Source organism: Paenibacillus sp. 4624, assembly GCF_050435065.1.
GTDB classification, from domain to species: domain Bacteria; phylum Bacillota; class Bacilli; order Paenibacillales; family Paenibacillaceae; genus Paenibacillus; species Paenibacillus amylolyticus_D.
Window position 1 is genome coordinate 40806 of sequence record NZ_JBNDJR010000010.1, and the last position, 19975, is coordinate 60780.

The 19975-nt window shown below is 44.8% G+C and carries 18 protein-coding genes; 16 read left to right on the plus strand and 2 right to left on the minus strand.

From position 1 onward, the window contains the following. Positions 1–35 precede the first annotated feature (35 nt). From ABIE27_RS21420 to ABIE27_RS21470, 11 genes are all read left to right on the plus strand, one after another. Positions 36–2114, plus strand: a complete 2079-nt coding sequence (locus tag ABIE27_RS21420; protein WP_429351438.1) for a hypothetical protein — start codon at positions 36–38, stop codon at positions 2112–2114. Then, the gene (locus tag ABIE27_RS21425) at positions 2115–2813 is read left to right on the plus strand and encodes a LysM peptidoglycan-binding domain-containing protein (RefSeq protein WP_429351439.1); all 699 of its coding nucleotides are present in this window, start codon (positions 2115–2117) and stop codon (positions 2811–2813) included. A gap of 13 nt (positions 2814–2826) precedes the next feature. Then, a complete protein-coding gene (locus ABIE27_RS21430; RefSeq protein ID WP_123063197.1) occupies positions 2827–3837 on the plus strand; it encodes an XkdQ/YqbQ family protein in 1011 nt (336 codons plus the stop codon). Positions 3838–3843: 6 nt separating this feature from the next. Beyond that, entirely contained in the window at positions 3844–4101 is a 258-nt protein-coding gene (locus tag ABIE27_RS21435) for a DUF2577 family protein (RefSeq protein WP_429351440.1), read from the plus strand. After that, positions 4098–4511, plus strand: coding sequence for a DUF2634 domain-containing protein (locus tag ABIE27_RS21440; RefSeq protein ID WP_123063198.1), 414 nt, complete (start codon positions 4098–4100; stop codon positions 4509–4511). Before ABIE27_RS21435 ends, ABIE27_RS21440 begins: the two co-directional genes overlap by 4 nt. Beyond that, a complete protein-coding gene (locus ABIE27_RS21445; protein WP_123063199.1) occupies positions 4504–5562 on the plus strand; it encodes a baseplate J/gp47 family protein in 1059 nt (352 codons plus the stop codon). Before ABIE27_RS21440 ends, ABIE27_RS21445 begins: the two co-directional genes overlap by 8 nt. Then, positions 5559–6104, plus strand: a complete 546-nt coding sequence (locus tag ABIE27_RS21450; RefSeq protein ID WP_123063200.1) for a putative phage tail protein — start codon at positions 5559–5561, stop codon at positions 6102–6104. Before ABIE27_RS21445 ends, ABIE27_RS21450 begins: the two co-directional genes overlap by 4 nt. Continuing rightward, positions 6104–8779, plus strand: coding sequence for a hypothetical protein (locus ABIE27_RS21455; protein WP_429351441.1), 2676 nt, complete (start codon positions 6104–6106; stop codon positions 8777–8779). The genes ABIE27_RS21450 and ABIE27_RS21455 overlap by 1 nt, the downstream gene beginning before the upstream one ends. Before the next feature lie 12 nt (positions 8780–8791). Further along, positions 8792–9301 carry a hypothetical protein gene (locus ABIE27_RS21460; RefSeq protein ID WP_429351442.1) on the plus strand — a complete coding sequence of 170 codons (510 nt, stop codon included), beginning with the start codon at positions 8792–8794 and terminating at the stop codon, positions 9299–9301. Between the two features lie 219 nt (positions 9302–9520). Further along, positions 9521–10060 (plus strand): phage holin family protein, encoded by a 540-nt coding sequence (locus ABIE27_RS21465; protein WP_429351443.1) that lies wholly within the window; start codon positions 9521–9523, stop codon positions 10058–10060. 302 nt (positions 10061–10362) lie between these two features. Further along, positions 10363–11325 (plus strand): glycoside hydrolase family 25 protein, encoded by a 963-nt coding sequence (locus tag ABIE27_RS21470; RefSeq protein WP_429351444.1) that lies wholly within the window; start codon positions 10363–10365, stop codon positions 11323–11325. A gap of 143 nt (positions 11326–11468) precedes the next feature. On the opposite strand, the gene ABIE27_RS21475 is transcribed toward ABIE27_RS21470, so the two are convergent. Continuing rightward, positions 11469–11948 (minus strand): YbaK/EbsC family protein, encoded by a 480-nt coding sequence (locus ABIE27_RS21475; protein ID WP_123063204.1) that lies wholly within the window; start codon positions 11946–11948, stop codon positions 11469–11471. Between the two features lie 30 nt (positions 11949–11978). Continuing rightward, a complete protein-coding gene (locus ABIE27_RS21480) occupies positions 11979–12536 on the minus strand; it encodes a helix-turn-helix domain-containing protein (protein WP_123063205.1) in 558 nt (185 codons plus the stop codon). A gap of 1023 nt (positions 12537–13559) precedes the next feature. On the opposite strand from ABIE27_RS21480, the gene ABIE27_RS21485 reads away from it, so the two are divergent. The 5 genes from ABIE27_RS21485 (at position 13560) to htpG (ending at position 19744) form a co-directional block, all read left to right on the plus strand. Then, a complete protein-coding gene (locus ABIE27_RS21485; RefSeq protein ID WP_429351445.1) occupies positions 13560–15209 on the plus strand; it encodes an ABC transporter substrate-binding protein in 1650 nt (549 codons plus the stop codon). A gap of 138 nt (positions 15210–15347) precedes the next feature. Then, on the plus strand, positions 15348–15476 hold the full coding sequence (locus tag ABIE27_RS21490; RefSeq protein WP_275670030.1) for a hypothetical protein: 129 nt from the start codon (positions 15348–15350) through the stop codon (positions 15474–15476). Next, the gene (locus tag ABIE27_RS21495) at positions 15473–16477 is read left to right on the plus strand and encodes an ABC transporter permease (protein WP_123063207.1); all 1005 of its coding nucleotides are present in this window, start codon (positions 15473–15475) and stop codon (positions 16475–16477) included. The genes ABIE27_RS21490 and ABIE27_RS21495 overlap by 4 nt, the downstream gene beginning before the upstream one ends. 143 nt (positions 16478–16620) lie before the next feature. Beyond that, the gene (gene nikC, locus ABIE27_RS21500) at positions 16621–17520 is read left to right on the plus strand and encodes a nickel transporter permease (protein ID WP_123063208.1); all 900 of its coding nucleotides are present in this window, start codon (positions 16621–16623) and stop codon (positions 17518–17520) included. Positions 17521–17860: 340 nt separating this feature from the next. After that, positions 17861–19744, plus strand: a complete 1884-nt coding sequence (htpG, locus tag ABIE27_RS21505) for a molecular chaperone HtpG (protein WP_123063209.1) — start codon at positions 17861–17863, stop codon at positions 19742–19744. Positions 19745–19975: the final 231 nt, after the last annotated feature.

Here is a 19975-nt window from a genome sequence, read left to right on the forward strand (position 1 = left end):
ACGCGGAAGAAATAATGAAGGAAGGAGGGGAATGAATGTCGGGCACAAGCATAACGGTAATCAATCCTCCGACGATTAATAATCTGATCAATAATTTGAATCTGGTCCAATTGAAAACGACAGAAATTATCAATAATTTCAACCAGATGAATCAAATTAACTTGAATCAGTTTAATCAAACCAATATTGCCAATCACTTTAATCAAGTGAATCAGCAGATGAATGTAACCATTAACTTGATGGAAAAGTTGGAGGATACAGCTGATGATACAACGGATAAACTCGGAGATAACTTAAGTAAGCTCTCCAAGTGGCTGCAAATGATAAAGTCGGCTGGAACCATCGTGTTAAAAGCGGCGGCTGAAGAAGAAGACTTTAAATATCGTTATATGGTTGCTGCTCAAGATCCGGTAGTTGGTGAAGGGATTTATCATAAATTCCGAGATCAGGCTTCTAAAAAAGGCCAAGATGTGAATGATTCGCTTAAGGCTTCCCTTGGTTATTTGCCAATGGCACAGAATGCAGGACAAGTAGAGCAGTTAAATGACCTTGCCGAACGTTTAAGTATGTTGTCACCAGATGGCAAAAGTCTGTCTGATGCTTCTGGAGCAATCCTTAGTGCAATGAATGGAGAAAACAAGGACTTGTCGAGTCAGTTCGGTATCTCCGAGAGTGCATTGAGTGGTGCAGGTTTGGAAGGATTTATTCAAACGAAAGATTTGGATGGCTTTATCCAGGGCCTGCAATTGGTTCTTGAAATGCAAGGGTATACTCAAGAAGCATTTGATACGATGCTGGATTCTCCATTGCAAAAATGGACCGCTCTTGTGAACCAGTTCAATAGCATCCTGGCTGAGGTCGGTACAAAAGCGTTGGAGGTACTTTCTCCAGTACTTGATCGACTGAACGAAGCGATGAGCTCAGGACAGTTCAGCAGTTTTATTGAATGGATTAGTGGAGCATTTGCGATCATCGCTCAGGTCATCGCCTTTATTGTGGATGGATTCATAAATTTCGCCACAGCTGTGCAAGAAAACTGGGATATTATTGCGCCTATTTTGACAGCTATTGCTGTAGTTCTGCTAGGTAAACTTATTATTACACTCGGTGTTGTTATAGCTCAGTTTTTTATGTTGGCAGCAGCTAATTGGCCTATATTACTTGTAATCGGCGCTATTGCAGTACTTATCTATATTTTGCAAGCGTGTGGATTCACCGCTGGAGATATGGTCGGCACAATAATTGGTTACTTTTATATGGTCTATGAGCATATGAAATCAATTTTCGCATCTATTCTGAATTATTTTATATCTTGGGCCGAGTTCGTCATTAATGTTTTCAAAGATCCGACTTATGCTTTCAAAAAGTTGTTTGCTGACATGGGGCTTATTGTTTTACAAATCTTATACAACATAACAAAAGGGGTAGAAGATTTCGCAATAGGATTCAAGGATCAAATCAATTGGATAATTGAGGGCATTAATAAGATTATACCTTACCTGAATAAAATTTTTGGTACAGACTGGGGGGGGATTGAACTTGTATCAGATGCTAATATTCACTCGATGAGTGAGAAGATCAAAGGACTAATGAATGATCTTGAAGCGAGTGTTCCTGAGAGTAAAGAAGATGTTGTTAAATTATGGAGAATGGATGCGTCAGCAGATTATAAGACCTCATTTGACCAAGGGTTTAAGAAAGGCCATGACTTGGTGGCTAACACTAAAAATCCATTTTCCCAAACTTCTGATGAATTGCCCGGGGGCTTTGGCAAGGACTTTAAACCAAAAACACCTCCCATGCCACCGATGCCAACGACGCCTGCCCCCACAAACATGAACAATATGAGTAACCTCAACAAGATTAACAATATCGGACAGGTGGACAAAATCGGTGATGTGGATGGTACGGTGGATGTAACGAGTGAGGATCTGAAACTGATGCGTGAGCTTGCCGAGATGCAGGCCATTCAGCGCTTCGTCAGTCTGACGCCAACGGTGCAGGTGACGACAGGCGATATCAATAGCGGACATGATGTGGACAGTATCATTAGCAAAATTACCGAAGAAATGAACAGTCAGATCGTCTCCAATGCCCAGGGGGTGTATGGATAAGTGAGCTATTCGATACAGCTTAGCTTCAACAATCGCGCGGAATATATTTATTTCCCGGTTATACCGGAGAGTATTGAGTTTTCAGATGCAGGGGACGGAAGCACGTTTAACGTTAGTCGTCTAGGGGAGATCAATGTGATTAAGTCCCCCAAACTACGCGAAGTCAGCTTCAGTGGCATTTTTCCGGCAGATTACAGTCCATACCATTACAAATATGACGCAACAGACCTGAATGCAAAGAATGAGTTTTACCGTGACCCGTATGAGTACGTGAGAGTTATTATCCGCTGGATGCAGACAGGGCGTCCCGTCAGGCTAATCTTTTCCAGTGCAAGATACACGGTCAACATGGCCGTCTCCATTGAGAGCTTCGATTGGAAGGAGACAGCGGGTACGGTGGGCGACGTGCAATATGATATCAAGCTGAAGCAGTATGTTTTTTATGCTGCCAAAAAAGTAGTACCACTGAAGAACAGTCAGAACAAGGCTGATGCTTCAAAGACGAAAACCAAAGCCTCCCGGCCGGATGAAAAAGTAAAACCCAAGACCGTCACGCTGAAAGCCGGAGACTCCTTATGGTCTGTTGCCAAAGCTCATCTGGGTGATGGAGCACGCTGGAAAGAGTTGCAGAAGCTGAATGGCATCAAAGACGCACAGCTCAAGAAGCTGCCCGTTGGACTTGTCATCAAGCTTCCGTGAAAGGAGAGACGATATGCAGCAGGAGATCCATCTGGACAACAGACAGATCATTGAGAAGGAGCAACTATTGCTGGATGACAAACAGGGGAACATCTGGGACATCAGCGACATTGCTGGCGAGATTACGTACAAAACTTCACGTATCGGCAAGCCATCCTCTCTCGAATTCACGTTGATTAAGGGCAGCTTGTTTCAGCATCGAAAGTTTAGCTATGAGAATGGTTATGTAGTGAGGTACACTCATGGAAAACAGGGAATATTTTACGGATATATCTTTTCTGTCGACAGCGGCAAGGACGAAAAAGTAAAGATCAAAGCCTATGACCAGACACGATATCTAACCGCAAATCAGACGTATCAGTTTGTTAACGCAACAGTAGCGGATGTCATCAAGCGGATTGCGACGGATTTCCAGTTGAAAACGGGGGATTTGAAGCAGCCAAGTTATGCCATTCCACGAATGCTTTTCGATAATAAAAAGCTGATTGACATGATCTGTGAAGCGTTGGATCGGACGCTGATTTATGGCGGCACAAATTATATCTTTTATGATGATTTCGGCAAACTTGTCCTTCGTGATGTCGAAGAGATGCCCTATGGCTTTGTGATCGGGGATCATAGTCTGCTGACGGACTACAGCTATACACGGTCGATCGACGACCAGACTTATAACAAGATCAAGTTATACCGGGATAACAAAGATACAGGCAAACGGGAGACGTTTGTGCATCAGAATTCAAGCAGCATCCGTCAATGGGGGCTGCTTTTTTTGTACCAAAAAGCGGACGATGGTCTGAATAAAGGTCAAATTGATAACATGCTGAAAACGCTGATGACCTTGCGTAACCGGGAGACACAGAAGTTAAAGGTGGATGCCCTTGGCGATTTCAAGGTGAGAGCCGGGAGTTTTGTCAATATTCAGATCGATGAATTGAAGATCAATCAATATTTTCTGGTGGACGAGTGCACGCACAAGATACAGGGGGGTGTGCACACCATGTCCCTGGATTTGAAGGTGGTGTAGCCATTTATGATGCTTGATGTGATTAAAAAGGCGGCAATAGCCGCCGTAGATGCCAAATCTCCCGTACAAATTATGTACGGAACTGTAACGAACACACAACCTTTGGAGATTACCGTGGAACAGCGGCTTGCGCTGAGCGACCCTTTTCTTGTGCTCACAGAATCGGTGGCACAAAAAAACTGGACGATCGGTGAGTTGGCTTTATTACTTCGTGTGCAGGGCGGAGACAGTTATGTTGTACTGGATCGGCTGGTGAAGCCATGATTCCACAAGGTTCTCAAATTGGAGAAGAAAATCAGGAAGAAGTTTCGGTGCTTCCTAGCCTGACCTATGTGTTGCAAGCATCTGGACAACGGATTGGCAGGCTTCAGTTGGAGGGAAAAGAAGCGGTTAAGCAAGCGGTATACAAAGCTTTATCGACACGTCGTTATGAACATTTGATCTATTCGCCTGATTATGGAATGGAATGGTCTTGGGAAGGCATTTCCGGGAGATCCATGGTTGAATCCGAACTGGAGCGCTGGATTCAGGAAGCATTGCTTCCAGACGACCGTATTTCGGAAGTAACCCAATTTGAGTACGCCCATGAGCCGGATGGCGTTAAGGTTTCTTTTACCGTGATAACGGATTTTGGTAACTTCAGGCAAGAGACGGAGGTGAATATGAATGTATGAACAGGAGACATTTGAGGTCATTTTGAACCGGATGCTGGATAAAGTGCCCGATGGTGTCGATAAGCGGGAGGGCAGCATCATCTATGATGCCCTCGCGCCAGCAGCCGTGGAGATGGCCCAGATGTATATTGAGCTAGATACTAACGCCAATCTGAAGTTTGCTGATACCGCTTCAGGTGAATATCTGGATCAGGCAGTAGCGTGGTCAGGTATTACTCGCAAGCCGCCTACAAAGGCGCGTTGGTCTGCAAGTTTTCAAGATCAAGAGGGCAAACCTGTGGAAATTCCATCAGAGAGTCGTTTTTCGACAGGAGAACGAGTTTATAGAGCGGTGGAGCGAATTACCGCAGGGAAATATGTGCTCGAATGTGAGATTGCTGGTGCGGAAGGTAACGAGTATACCGGGACACTGTTACCCATTGATTATATTGCAGGCCTGACCACCGCGGGATTAACCAAACTGCTTGTTCCAGGTGAAGACGAGGAGACGGATCAAGCTCTGTATGATCGTTATCAGGACAAAGTTTCCCGTCCGATCACAAGTGCCAACAAGTATCAGTATGAGCTGTGGGCGCGGGAGAATTCGGGAGTTGGCAAAGCGAAGGCCTTTCCGCTCTGGAATGGCCCCGGTACAGTCAAGGTGGCATTGTTGAACAATGAGATGCATGCTCCTGCGGAGGGAGTCATCGAGGCTGTGCAGCAATATATCGATCCTTCGCAGGATGGCATGGGGGAAGGGGCAGCGCCGATTGGCCCTATTGTCACCGTCGTAGGGGCAGAAGAAGTTCCGATTCATATTGAGGTGCAGGTTACACTTGCTTCAGGATCAACATACGAGGGTGTGAAATCTTTGATTGAGACAGGGGTGACAGCGTATCTGAAAGAGTTGGCGTTTGCTGATCCGCTCGTTCGCTGGACACGGATTGCCAATGTCATTCTGGATATTCCGCCCGTAATCGATTACAGCAATTTGCTGGTCAACGGCGGCATGTCCAATCTGGAGATTACACCGGGAGCTGTTGCTGTGCTTGGGACGGTGAAGGTGACGTGAGTAAAGCAGATGTACTGATGAACCTTTTGCCCCCGCTCTACGAAAATGTGCTGGAGATGCAGTTGCTGACACAGACGGAAGGGGCTGAACTAGATCAGCTCGCAGCCGATGTGGAAGATGTATTGCAGCAGTTTTACCCGGAATCCGCAACGTGGGCATTGGAGCGATATGAACAGGATTTGCAGATTCCGACCAATCGTGCCAAACCGGATGATCAACGAAGGTCTGTCATCATCTCCAAAATGCGTGGTAGCGGTAAAGTTTCAGGCTCCATGCTCAAAAATGTAGCTCAGGCGTACGAAAACGGGGGCATTGATGTATCCGTTAATCCAGGCGAGTATCGCATCTTGATCCGTTTTATTGATACATTGGGACTGCCACCTAATCTGAACGATCTAAAAGCAGCGATCGAAGATATTAAACCGGCTCACATGACCGTCGAGTACCGTTTGCGGTATCTGACCATTGCCGAGGTTGAAAGAATGACTCTGAGTGAGATGGAACAAACCCGGCAGGATAAATTAGCAGGAGGTGGAGCGTAATGAGTGAACCAAAAACACCCAATTTAGGGTTGTATAAAATCGATCGTTCCTCGCCATCAACAACCTATTTTGATCTGGACAAGTATCTGGATCAGAACTGGGAGAAGATTGATGATTTTGCAGAGCAGATGGGGGAAAAGGCTGAAGAAACAGCAACGAAGGTAAGTAGTTTGCAAGAGAGGTTGGATACAGATAAACGAGGAGCTGCTACATTACAGCCTGGCGTAAATGTAGTAAGTGCTAATCAGGAGGCAACGTTTAATCTTTCGAGCATTAAGGGGAGAACATTGGTTAATTTGCTGGGGCGTGCTGGAGGTTGTGAACAAGCAAGCTTAGTAAACTCCTATCAATCTACAATAACGGCTGATACATCTAACAAAGTACAAGGAAATCAATCTTTGAAAATTACGACAACGGCAATGCCAGCAGGAGCATTATCGATATCCCCTATTAATTTAAAATCAGGGAAGTATTATATTGTTCTCTCCTCAGCAAAGCTGATATCTGGAGAATTGGTAGGTATGTACTTAAATGAACTTAACCCGAACAAAGGGAAAGTTACTTCAAGTAATAGCAAAAGATTCAGTACGTTATGGGGAGCATATAGCATTTCTACCGATATTAGCACTTTTTTTGTTAGTCAAGTTGTTGGAGCATCTGGAAGTTCCGGGTATATTGATGCAATTAGACTTTACGAAATTAGTGCCTCAGAGTATGTTGCACTCGAAAATATGACAACGGAGCAGATTGCATGTAATTACCCTTACGTCGATAGTGTTCAACCAGTTTTGAATCCGTATGCCATTCGATATGGACAAAACTTATTACCGCCATTTTATGAGTGGAGTGAAACAGCAATAGCAGGTCCAAGTGAGATCGAGGCACCCTACCAACTTAAAATGACAAAGGCAAGCAGTGCGATAGGTTTTAGCAATTTCATTAGTACTGTAAACGTAGCTCCCTCTACGGAATATACATTTTCAATTACTGTAGACGTGACTAACTTTGCCGGTAATGGAGTAGCTGGGGTTTATTGGAATGGATGGTATTACGATGAAGATAATAATGCCATAACGTCGTTTAATATGCCTCCCTATGCAAAGGCAAACGGGAAGTTCACATTAGGGAATAGCTTTAAAACTCCTGATAACGCGAAGAGTGTACGTATTGTTATCGGTTTTGATAGCGAGACAACAGGAACTGCAACTTTTAAGAATCCGTGTTTAAACTTAGGTACGTCAGCAATGATGTTTAAACCACGCGAAGACTCTTTTCTCGCACTACAAACTGAGCTACACGCCAATCCAGATACGGGAGAAAACCCTGATAGCGTTTTTGAGCGTGATGGTCAGTATTATAAATTGGCGAAGTGGCGTAAGGTTACGTTGGATGCTGACATCAATTTTTCATTGTGGGGGGGGCAGAATGGTTTTAAGGTTGTTAATGCAATGCTTCCGGGACCACCAGCCGTTGACGGATCAGGTACGCTGACGAAGTATCAAGGTAAAGTGATCAAAGAGACAGATTACGCTACTGTAAACAGCGTAACGGATAATCTAAATATCGGTTCATCTGGCGCTAACGGGGTGTTCGATAATTTTCAAATTTCTATTTCAAGCGCGGATAGTGGGTGGGGAGACAGCTATACTAACCTGACCTCTGATGAAATTAAGGCTTATTTCATGGGATATTTTATGTATACAGCTGGACAAGACCCGAATAACAATGGAGCTGGGTATAATGGGTCTGGAACTAAGGTATGGACACCATTACTATCCAAGAATTCACAAAATTTTTTTACGGCAGTGCCAACAGTTCCAGCACCAAACTGGACCTCATATCAACTTCTATACCAACTTGCTACACCAGTCGTCGAGCCGATCATGTCTGAGGGGCAATTGACGTTTATAGACGGGGATAATCAGGTGGAGGTAGGTACGGGGATTATACTGCGGGAGTTGGCTAAGCCAGTCTATACTTCAGACGCTTTTAAGTCATATAACATCAACAATTTCAATGTATCCTCAAAACTGAGAAAACGAGTACAACGAATACTGTCCGTGTATAAAAACAGTCAGCCAGATAACTGGGAAATTAACAATTTCAATCCTGTTTCCGAAACCTATGGCGTTCAACTTGCATCATTGTCTGCGTCCCAATACGATCCATCAGCAGCCTACAGCGTCACATACCTGATGTTGGACAAGTATCCGGCTACGGATATTACTGGTACGTATGCAAAAAATGAAAAGGCTTTGCTGTTGGATACTGTCAAAAGGTTGCAAGATAACACGACAAGGATATCCGTGTTGGAGTCGAAAAAGGCCGAGAAAGATAGTCCTGTGTGGATTGCTCCGACATTACTTAATGGGTGGGTACCGTATGAGACAAATGTAGCGGGTTATCCGTCCGCAAGATTTTTCAAGGATTCAACCGGGATGGTACATGTAGATGGATTGATTAAGGATGGAGTGGTGTCTGCCAGTCTTCCTGTATTTAAGTTACCTGTCGGATTCAGGCCAAAGCAAGTTATTACTTGTGTATCTGTATCCAGAGCTGGAAACGACGAAATTATTTCAAGAGTTCGTATTAACCCAAACGGGGAAATTGTATTCAATAACGGGGGGAATATTTTCTTTTCGCTTGTCATTCCACCGTTTCTGGCTGAACAATAAAGGAGGAATCACATGAAAGCCGTACCTAAAGTAAATACAGACGGACTCTATTTAGAGGACGAATTAGTGGACGATGCCTTTAGTGGTGTCGTCCCTTTTTATGCCAAACCGGAGCCTGTGATTTTTGCCCCTGATCAGGTCGAACAGGTGCCAACGCCAAACAAGAATGAGGAGGAAGCAGAACGAAAGACTGCCGGGTATCTGGTCGGCGTGCCTGTTCCTGCTGGTCTGTTTCACCCGCGCTTTGACTTAGCAGCTTGGGAAGCATATCAGGATGCTGTGCAGGTGGAACCGCAGAAAATTTTTCCTGACCTGTGGGTGGAAGGGCTAAGCCAGGAAGAGATCGACGAGTTGACTAAGCCGCAACCGGAGGAACTGTCTGAACTGGATCTTTTAAAACAGCGCCTTGCAGAATCAGAAGCGGAAAACAAACGTTTAGCTGAGGAAAGTAACGCCAATCAACTGGCTTTAATGGAATTACACATGCTTGTACTTAGTGTGGTGCCGCCAAATGAGGGATAAGTATGAAGGTTTGCGATCCACTAGCCTGTGATGTTTATAAGGAGAGGTGAGACTATGTTAGCTGTATACGTAATGATGATTAATAAAAAATTGATTGAGCTGCACCAAGTTCCAGAGAGTAGTCGAGGTCAAGTTGCTGTGTTACTGGAAGCAGCCAATATAGATAATTAAGGACAAAATAAGTGTTTTTAATGAATTCAATCAAAAGGAGGTGAAGCCATGGAACGATGGGACACCCTATGGAAATGGGGAATCGCACTGATGAGCAGCTCGGCATCCTACTTCTTTGGAGGCTGGTCAGGAGTGCTCGGCGTGCTGCTAGTCTTCGTCATTCTCGATTACCTAACAGGTATCGCAGCGGCGGGAATGACGGGCAAGCTTGAAAGTAATATTGGACTGTTTGGTATCGCCCGAAAGGTATTTATATTTGCAATGGTATCGGTGGCTCATCTGGTGGACGGTGTTCTGGGAGACGGACATTTGTTCAGGGATGCGGTCGCTTTTTTTTATATCGCGAATGAGTTGCTGTCCATTATTGAAAATGGGGGCAAGCTGGGAGCTCCGATCCCGCCAGTCATCCGGCAGGCGATTCAAGTGCTTAAAGGAAAGGCGGGGGAAGATGCATTATCTACTCCATTGCCACATACGCCTCCTTCATTAGATCATTCCCAAGGCGAGAATGATCATCCTCCTGGAAATGAACAATCCAAAGAAATGGCGACGGATCAAGAGAATTCCGATGTTAAGATAAGCAGTTAGAATGGATGATTTAGAACCGTCTGAATCAGAACGATTTAATATAGAGCGGGCTTGATTTGCTACTAAACGCTATGCTAAGAACAAATAAGAGACAGAATTGCTAAGTAGCAGCAAAAATAAGAAAAGCACCCGTGATGGGTGCTTTCTTTACTTCCAGTCATCACTTTATGCATCTTATAAATCCTCGTTACTCTATGATCCCATAGCATCATAAAACAAGGGACACGCACACAAGCAATCCTTAACCCGTCCGCATTAACTATATACAAACGGCAACTAGCCGAATAAAGGGTGTGAGAAATTTGCAAAATAGAACCCCGGGCAACACGCAGGGCATTGATGTCTCCAGGTACCAAGGCAATATCGACTGGGCCAAGGTGAAGGCAAGCGGCATGACGTTTGTGTTTATCAAAGCAACCGAAGGGCGAACATATGTCGATCCGAATTTTCAGAGAAATGTAAACGGTGCGTTGGCGGCAGGCATGTTGGTGGGAACCTATCATTTCTTCCGCGGAACGTCTGTCGAGATTGCGAAAGCTGAAGCAGCACATTATGCCAATACGCTGAACCAGATCGGAGGAGCCAGAGCCCTACAGTTGCCACAGGTTATGGATTACGAGAATAACCCCGGCAATCTGAGCAAAGCCCAGATGAATACGGTAGCCAAAGCCTTTTTAACAGAATTGCAACGTCTCACAGGTGTAAAACCGATCATATACACAGGCAACGCATTTGCCGGCAATTTCGATACTTCACTGAGTTCCTACGATCTGTGGATTGCGCGATACAGCACGTCACGGGTGCCTGATGCTCAGCCCGCATGGAAGCGCTGGACGTTCTGGCAATATACGGATTCGGGCAAGGTAAACGGCATTAGCGGCAACGTGGATATGAATGAATTCGAGGGAACAGCGGCACAGCTTAGAGCGAGATATACAGTAGCTACGCCAAACCCAAATCCTACGAATCCAACGAACCCGACCACGCCTTCGAATCCATCCAATCCAAATCCGCCAACTGTACCACCGAAAGGGGGCGAACCGATGACAGCCGAAGAGAAAGCCGCGTTTGATGCGCTCAAAGCACAGGTTGACCGTTTGCAGGCACGTCAGTTGATGGAAGTACCTGTCTGGGCGAAAGCTGCTGTAGATGCCGCACTGGCCTATGACCCCAAAAACCCGCTTTTCAGTATCGATAATGGAGCGAGCTACGATTTTTATCGTTTTATCACCGTGATGCATCGAAGAGGTTTATTTAAAAAGTAAATGATATGAGTGAGACTTAACCCATAAGTTTGCCTTTTGGCAAACTTATGCTTCCAATTTAACCATCTACAAACTCACATTCCTATTTCGTTTTGAAAATGTATCGTTTCCCGTTAGCGAAATAAAAGAAAGTTAACACTAATTTATTTTACAGAGATTACTTGCCCTTTTGTCATTTGCACTAATTCTTCGGGTGTTAATTGAAACACTGCTCTTGGATGTCCGGCAGCTGCCCATATCTCTTTAAATTGTAACAAGTCTTCATCAATAAGAGTGATAATTGACTCTATATGTCCTAAAGGAGGCACGCCTCCAATAACAAATCCTGTGTGTGTACGTACAAAATCAGCGTCAGCTTTTCCTATACTGTCATTCAGATAGGTGTTAATTTGTTTTTCATTAATTCGATTTACTCCACTGGCTATAACCAATAAGGGTTTATCGTTATTTTTGAGTCGAAAGATAATTGATTTAGCTATATGTGCAACCTCGCAACCTATCGTATCGGCAGCTTCCTGTGCAGTTCGTGTACTGTCAGGTAGTTCTATAACTTTATTTGCATATCCGAACTCCATTAGTTTGTTTTGAACCTGTTGTGCACTATCTTTAAGTTGACTTGTCAACGTGTATCCCTCCTTAATGATTACATGCAATTAAGGTTCCGCATAATACATAACAACCTGTATCGTTACATCTTCGTCCGATTTATTTATATAACGGTGTTCAACATTGCCTGCAAATCTTATAGCCTGTCCTTCTGGTAAGGCGTATATTTCATCCTTAATCTGTAGATTAAACACTCCTGAGATAACTGTGATGTACTCTTGAACCCCATCATTGTGTGGGAGTGAGACATAGTTACAAGTAGGACTTAGAATAATCGTAAACATTTCAATACGTGTTTGGGGGTCAAACGGAAACATTAAGTATACTCTACAATTTCCATTGTCTTCTGTTAAATCTGGAATTTCTTTTCGAGCTGCAATGGATACTACTGCCTCATCCTCTTTAAGTAGAGATGAAAACGAAATATTGAGTCCCGTAGCAATTTTCCATACGGTTGTTACTGTGGGCTGCGTTTCTCCTCGCTCAATTTGATGAAGCATACCTTTACTAACCTTTGTTAAATCAGCAAGCTTATCTAAGCTTAACTGCCTATGTTTTCTAATACGTTGCAGGTTGTTTCCTATCCTGATGTGTATAGCATTCAAGAAGTAACCCCCCCTCTATTTTGTTCGTTATACTATACAAATATATCACTATATGGAACATTTCGCAAACATTGTATTGTGCTAAATTGCCCGTTATTTTAAACATTTTATGACATACTTATAGGTAAACATTTGATCCGTCTATGGTTAAGTCTCAATGAGTCAGCTGTACAAATAGAACAGATCTGAACCTGGAGGAAAGCAGGGAACATGGGCGATTAATGTCGATCTGTGTTCCTTTTTTATACATAATGTCACTAATTCTGACGCGTGTAATATTGTTAAAAACGTATGTCTGTAAAGTTCTTGTCTAATTGGTAAATGTGATGTAAAGTAAGTTACACGAAAATGTTTTTCACCACGATTTAATACACAAACCTCCTCATCATGACAAAACCATAACATGAAAAGTTATTGTAGTGTCGATCTGTTCTATTCTTTTTCTACCCGTAAATCTAGCGAGTTTTACACCTCATGAAGACAAACTCACGGAACAAAATGCCTATGGCGAATGTTTTGGATCTTTGCGTCTACCCATTTAAGGACAAATTCGCTGATTCGAATTGACCTTGGTTCAAATAGATGAACTGCACTAGCTTGCAAAGTTGAAGATGAATTCCCTAATACACTAAATAACCGACCCAAGCTCCCTAGAATAACTTGATGAAGGCTGTTACGCCATCCTGTTTATTTTTGTGGTCTATTATTGTTTGAAATTCCATGCTGTTTGCTTAAACGCCGGCAATCCGTTGATCCAGATTTTTTTCAATGGTTCTACATCTACGTACTCTCTCACACTACTAACTTACTCGTTTCCAAATTCTCAACACTCCAACACAGGTATCAGAGGCATATAAAGCCTTTAATAGATGATACAAGAATCTAAAGAATTACAACCAGGGATTATCTGATGACTAGCTAGCATCGCCACTACATCATCGCACACACGGCCAGAGGTACCGTTTTTCGGTCGCAAGCATCACACACATTATGAGATAGGGAAGGGTGTTGTATCGTATGCGAATGAGAAAAAAATGGATGTCCGGTTTATTGACTTTGGCACTGAGTACCGTACTTGTGTTATCTGGCTGCTCCAGTAGCAAGGAAGGTGGGGAAGGTACGCCAGCACCTGCCGAAGGTAATGATCCTCCTACAGAAGCGGCCGCCCAGGATACGATGATTATGGGACGAGGCGGGGACTCGGTTGCGCTCGATCCTTCGATCGTAACGGATGGAGAATCCCTCAAGATCGGGCATCAGGTGTTTGATTCGCTCCTCGATTACAAAGAGGGTGGAACCGAAGTAGTTCCGGCGCTGGCTGAGAGCTGGGAAATTTCCGCGGACGGGCTGAAGTATGTGTTTAAGCTGAAATCCGGGGTGAAGTTCCATGATGGCACTGATTTTAACGCGGATGCCGTGGTGTTTAATTTTAATCGCTGGAGCGATCCGGCAAGTGAATATAAATTCGAAGGGGATTCTTTCGACTATTATGATTCCATGTTTGGGCCAGATGGCGCGCGTGTGATCAAGGAAGTGAAGGCACTCGATGAATCGACAGTGGAGTTTACCCTGAACCAGCCGCAAGCTCCTTTCCTGCAAAATATTGCGATGACTCCGTTTGGCATTGGCAGTCCAGCCGCCATCCAGGAGAAGAAAGAAAACTTCAAGAGTGAGCCTGTCGGCACCGGCCCGTTTGTATTCAAAGAGTGGAAGCGGAATGACTCGATCACGCTGGAGAAAAATGCAAACTACTGGAGGGAAGGTTTCCCGAAGCTGAACAAGGTAATCGTGCGTTCCATCCCGGACAACACGGCTCGTTTCAATGCATTGCAAAATGGCGAGATCGATATCATGGAAGACCTGAACCCGGATGATTTGAGCATTTTGGAGGGTAACAGCGAGCTGCAGAAGATTGAACGTCCACCGTTCAACGTGGCATATATCGGATTTAATTTTAAGAAAAAACCGTTTGATAACGTGAAAGTCAGACAAGCCCTGAACCATGCCGTGAACAAACAAGCCATCATCGATGCGTTCTTTGCTGGACAGGCAGAGCCTGCCGTAAACCCGATGCCACCTACGCTGTGGGGGTATAACGATGAGATCGAAGATTACGCGTATGATCTGGAAAAAGCAAAAGCTTTGCTGGCCGAAGCCGGCTTCCCTGACGGATTGCCTGATCCGGTCACATTTTATGCCATGCCGGTATCCCGTCCGTACATGCCTGACGGCAAGAAGGTAGCCGAAGCGATTCAGGCTGATTTTGAGAAAATTGGTGTGAAAACAACCATCGAATCTCCGGAGTGGGCGACCTATCTGGAAGATTCCAAAGCCGGGGAGAAGGACGATCTCTACATGCTCGGCTGGACAGGGGACAACGGTGACCCGGACAACTTCCTGTATACCCTTTTGGACAAAGACGCCATTCCAGGCAACAACCGCAGCTACTATGTAAATGAAGAGTTGCATACGTTGCTCACGAAAGCACAAATAGAGACGGATCAGGATAAACGTGCCGAACTGTACAAACAGGCTCAGGTCATCATCAAAGAAGACGCGCCTTGGATTCCACTTGTGCATACCACACCGATTCTCGCCGGGAAAGCAAGCCTGAAGGGTTTTGTAACCTCTCCGCTGGGAACAGAATCGTATGTGGGGGCTTATTTTGAATAAGTGTGTTTACTGAAACTTGAGAGTGCTGTAGTGAAGTTCCAAAAGTAATAAAAAAACGCAAATGTTGCCTGCAGACGACCACGTAAATGTAAAACTAAACGCAAGTGTTAAACCAAGTTATGCGCTGGCGGACATGCAATGCTTATTAGATTTTACATCCGGGTAGTGACGAGCCAAAGCATACGTGTTCGTCAGCGTTATTTCTATTATTTTGCCAAAGTTGAAATCATGCAGATGAACCCTTTAGGGCAGGTGATCTGGAAGTGAACAGCTATATTGTCAAACGTGTGCTGGTACTGCTGCCCGTTTTGCTGGGCATGACATTGATCGTTTTTTCTATCATTCATGCCATACCTGGTGATCCGGCCGAGACAATTCTGGGGCAAAAGGCAACGGAACAATCCAAACAGGCTCTAAGGGATCAGCTCGGACTGGACAAACCCTGGTTCCAGCAATATTTCGCCTATCTAGGCGACTTGCTGAAAGGGGATCTGGGCACATCCATTCGCACCAAGGTGCCTATTGCCCAGGAAATCGTGCCTTATCTGACAGCGACACTCGAACTTACGATGGCAAGTATGTTGTTTGCTGTCATTATTGGTGTGAATGCAGGGATTGTTAGCGCATGGAAGCACAACTCCTGGTTTGATTACTGCTGCATGGTGATTGCGCTTGTAGGTGTATCGATGCCGATTTTTTGGCTCGGGTTAATGGAGCAATGGCTGTTTGCCAACAAACTGCAATGGCTGCCGTCTATTGGACGAATGAACGCACGTGATCCGGTAGAGGCGATTACGGGTTTGTATGTGCTGGATACGATGTTTGCCGGACGCTGGGATCAGCTGTGGACGGTGACCAAACATCTGATTCTGCCAAGTGTAGCACTGGGCACCATCCCGATGGCTGTGATCGCGCGCATGACACGTTCCAGCATGCTGGAAGTGATGAGTTCCGATTATATTCGTACCGCCAAGGCGAAAGGATTGGGGCCGTTTTTTGTCGTATACGGGCATGCGCTGAAAAATGCATTTATCCCTGTGTTGACTGTCATCGGCATTCAAACTGGATCCCTGCTGGGTGGCGCGGTGCTGACGGAAACGATTTTTGCCTGGCCGGGTGTAGGGCGTTATATATATGAAGCGATTAGTTCACGGGATTATCCTGTGATTCAGAGTGGAATCTTGATCGTAGCTTTCTTTTTTGTGTTGATCAATCTGATTGTCGATTTGCTCTATGCAGTGTTTGATCCGAGAATCAGCTACAAATAGGAAACCGGATTCACAGGCATACCCATGCAAGGAAGCAAGCAACCTTGTACCTTGTGAAAGAAGTTGCTTCGGAAGCTTAGGCTGTGCATGTGTCACCGAATTTTCCCGTTCAACATATCTAAGTTCAGCAAAGGAGAACCTGTATGGCCAAATTGTCGACCAATACCGGACAAACCGTTGACGCAGCCAGTGCGAGTAGATCGGGTCCTTGGCGTGAGGCGTGGAGGACGTTTCGGCGAAATCAACTTGCGTTGGCAGGCTTGATCATTATTGTTTTTTTCATCGTATTAGCCTTCCTTGCTCCCTATATTGCGCCTTATGATTACAAAGAGCAGGTGTTACAGGACAGGCTTCAAGCTCCGTCGGCAGAGCACTGGTTCGGGACAGATGACCTGGGACGGGATGTGTTTTCGCGTGTGATTCACGGCGCACGAATATCGTTGTGGGTTGGATTTTTTTCCGTCATTGGTTCGATTATTGCTGGAGCATTGCTCGGACTGGTTGCGGGGTTCTATGGGAAATGGGCGGATATGCTGATCTCACGTCTGTTTGATATTTTACTGGCGTTTCCAGGCATCTTGCTGGCGATCGCGATTGTCGCAATTCTGGGCCCTTCTTTGCAGAATGCATTGCTCGCCATTGCCATCGTGAATATTCCAACGTATGGACGGTTGGTGCGGTCGCGTGTACTTAGCTTGCGGCAGGAGGAGTTTATTACATCAGCACGAACATTGGGAGCGGGCAACGGACGAATCTTGTTTCGGCACATTTTACCAAACAGTCTTACTCCACTTATTGTGCAAGGTACACTCGGAATCGGTACAGCGATTATCGAGGCAGCGGCGCTTGGATTTCTAGGTATGGGCGCACAACCGCCAGATCCGGAATGGGGCAAGATGCTTTCGGATTCACGCCAGTATATCCAAAAGGCACCATGGACGCTCATTTTTCCCGGTCTCTCCATTATGTTGACGGTACTTGGTTTCAATCTCATGGGTGATGGCCTGCGTGACACTCTTGATCCAAAGATGGCGAAGAAATAGCCGATTTCACCCAACCGTCCCGAATATCCATTCGTGGCGGTTTTTGTATTGCTGGAGCAAGTGCGTTACACTGTGAAGGGTGGTTGTCCGTATAGAAGTTTAATCGTTTTTTACAGAGTGAAATCAATCATTTTGTTAAAATAAGCCTTTCTGTATTGACACCCAATTTTCCCATATGTTATATAAAAAGAAGGGTTTAGCACTCTTTCTATATGAGTGCTAACAGAGTGACGAATACACACCACTACATATGGAATGGTTTTATCGAAAATATGGCTCAGTACGCCCATACTTTCAACTGGATCATTCAATACCCAAATTCGAAAGGAGCACTTCATTCATGGCGATTAAAAAAGAATTTCAGGCAGAATCCAAACGTTTGCTGGATATGATGATCAACTCCATTTACACTCAGAAAGAAATTTTTCTCAGAGAGTTGATCTCGAACTCCAGTGATGCCATCGACAAAATTTATTACAAAGCACTGACAGACGACACACTCGTCTTCAACAAAGAGGATTACTTCATTAAGCTGACAGTAGATAAAGATAACCGTACGCTTACGATCACGGATACCGGGATTGGTATGACACAGGAAGAGCTGGAGAATAACCTGGGTGTCATTGCGAAGAGTGGTTCCCTGGCCTTCAAAAAAGAGAACGAAGCCAAAGACGGCCATAACATTATCGGTCAATTCGGGGTAGGTTTCTACTCGGCGTTCATGGTGGCGGACAAGCTGACGGTAACGAGTAAAACGCTGGGCAGCAACGAAGCGTGGAAATGGGAATCCGAAGGTGCCGACGGCTACACGATTACACCTGCGGAGAAAGACACCGTGGGTACAGAAATCGTTCTAACAATTAAACAAAACACCGAAGAAGACTCGTATGATGAGTTTTTGGAAGAGTATCGCTTGAGATCCATCATCAAGAAATACTCTGACTTCATTCGTTATCCGATCAAAATGGATGTGACCAATCACCGTCCGAAGGAAGGTACGGAGAACGAGTTCGAGGATTACAAGGAAGAACAAACGGTCAATAGCATGGTGCCGATCTGGCGTAAAAATAAAAGCGAACTGACTGAAGAAGACTATACCAACTTCTATATGGAGAAACGGTACGGTTTTGACAAACCGCTGAAACATCTGCACATTAGCGCAGACGGCGCTGTAGTGTACAATGCGATCCTGTTTATCCCGGAGAATACACCGTTTGACTACTATACCAAAGAGTATGAAAAAGGGCTCGAACTTTACTCCAACGGTGTATTGATCATGGATAAGTGCGGCGACTTGTTGCCAGATTACTTTGGTTTTGTCAAAGGTATGGTGGATTCCGAGGATCTGTCTCTGAACATCTCCCGTGAGATGCTTCAGCATGACCGTCAGCTGAGCCTGATTGCGAAGAACATCAAAAACAAAATTAAAGGCCAATTGCAAAGCCTGCTCAAAGACGAGCGCGAGAACTACGAGAAGTTCTATCAAGCGTTTGGTCGTCAACTGAAATACGGCGTATACAGCGATTATGGCGCAAACAAAGACACATTGCAGGATCTATTGCTGTTCACGTCTTCTAAAGAGAACAAGCTGGTGAGCTTGGATGAATATGTTTCCAGAATGCCGGAAGATCAGAAGTATATCTATTATGCTGCGGGTGAGTCCATCAGCCGGATCGAAAAACTGCCACAGATCGAAGGGGTGTTGGAAAAAGGGTACGAAGTGCTCTACTTCACCGACGATATCGATGAATTCGCGATCAAGATGATCATGAACTACAAGGAAAAAGAGTTCAAATCGATCTCCAGCGGTGATCTGGGTATCGAAGACAGTGCAGAGAAGGAAGAGAACGAAGCACAGGACAATGACAACAAGGAATTGTTCGAAGCCATGCAGGCTCAATTGGCAGGTAAAGTCAAAGCGGTGAAAGCGTCCAAACGCCTTCGCAGCCATCCCGTATGTTTGTCCACAGAGGGCGAACTGACGATCGAGATGGAAAAGGTGCTCAAAGCTATGCCGAACAGCGGCGATGTTCAAGCGGACAAAGTGTTGGAGATCAACGTGAACCATGATGTATTCAAATCGTTGAAAGACGCTTTTGCGCAGGATAAAGAGAAGCTGAGCTTGTATACGAGCCTCTTGTATCACCAAGCATTGCTGATTGAAGGATTGCCGATTCAAGATCCGGTAGAGTTTACGAATGATATCTGCAAAGTGATGGTGTAAGTCTGTTAGATATAAGATATAAAATTTAGTTTGCAGTTTGACCCGACAGGACGTTATTGGCCTGTCGGGTTTTCATATATATGGAGGTTCTTAATTCTATGCACAGACACTAGTCTCGCAGGGTATAATAAATAGAGAGAGTGTGGTACATCAGTAGTTGATGTAAGAAGAGATGACATGACAGACGGATTTTGCTTTTCGAAACCGCAGATGTTGTGTATAATCACTCAA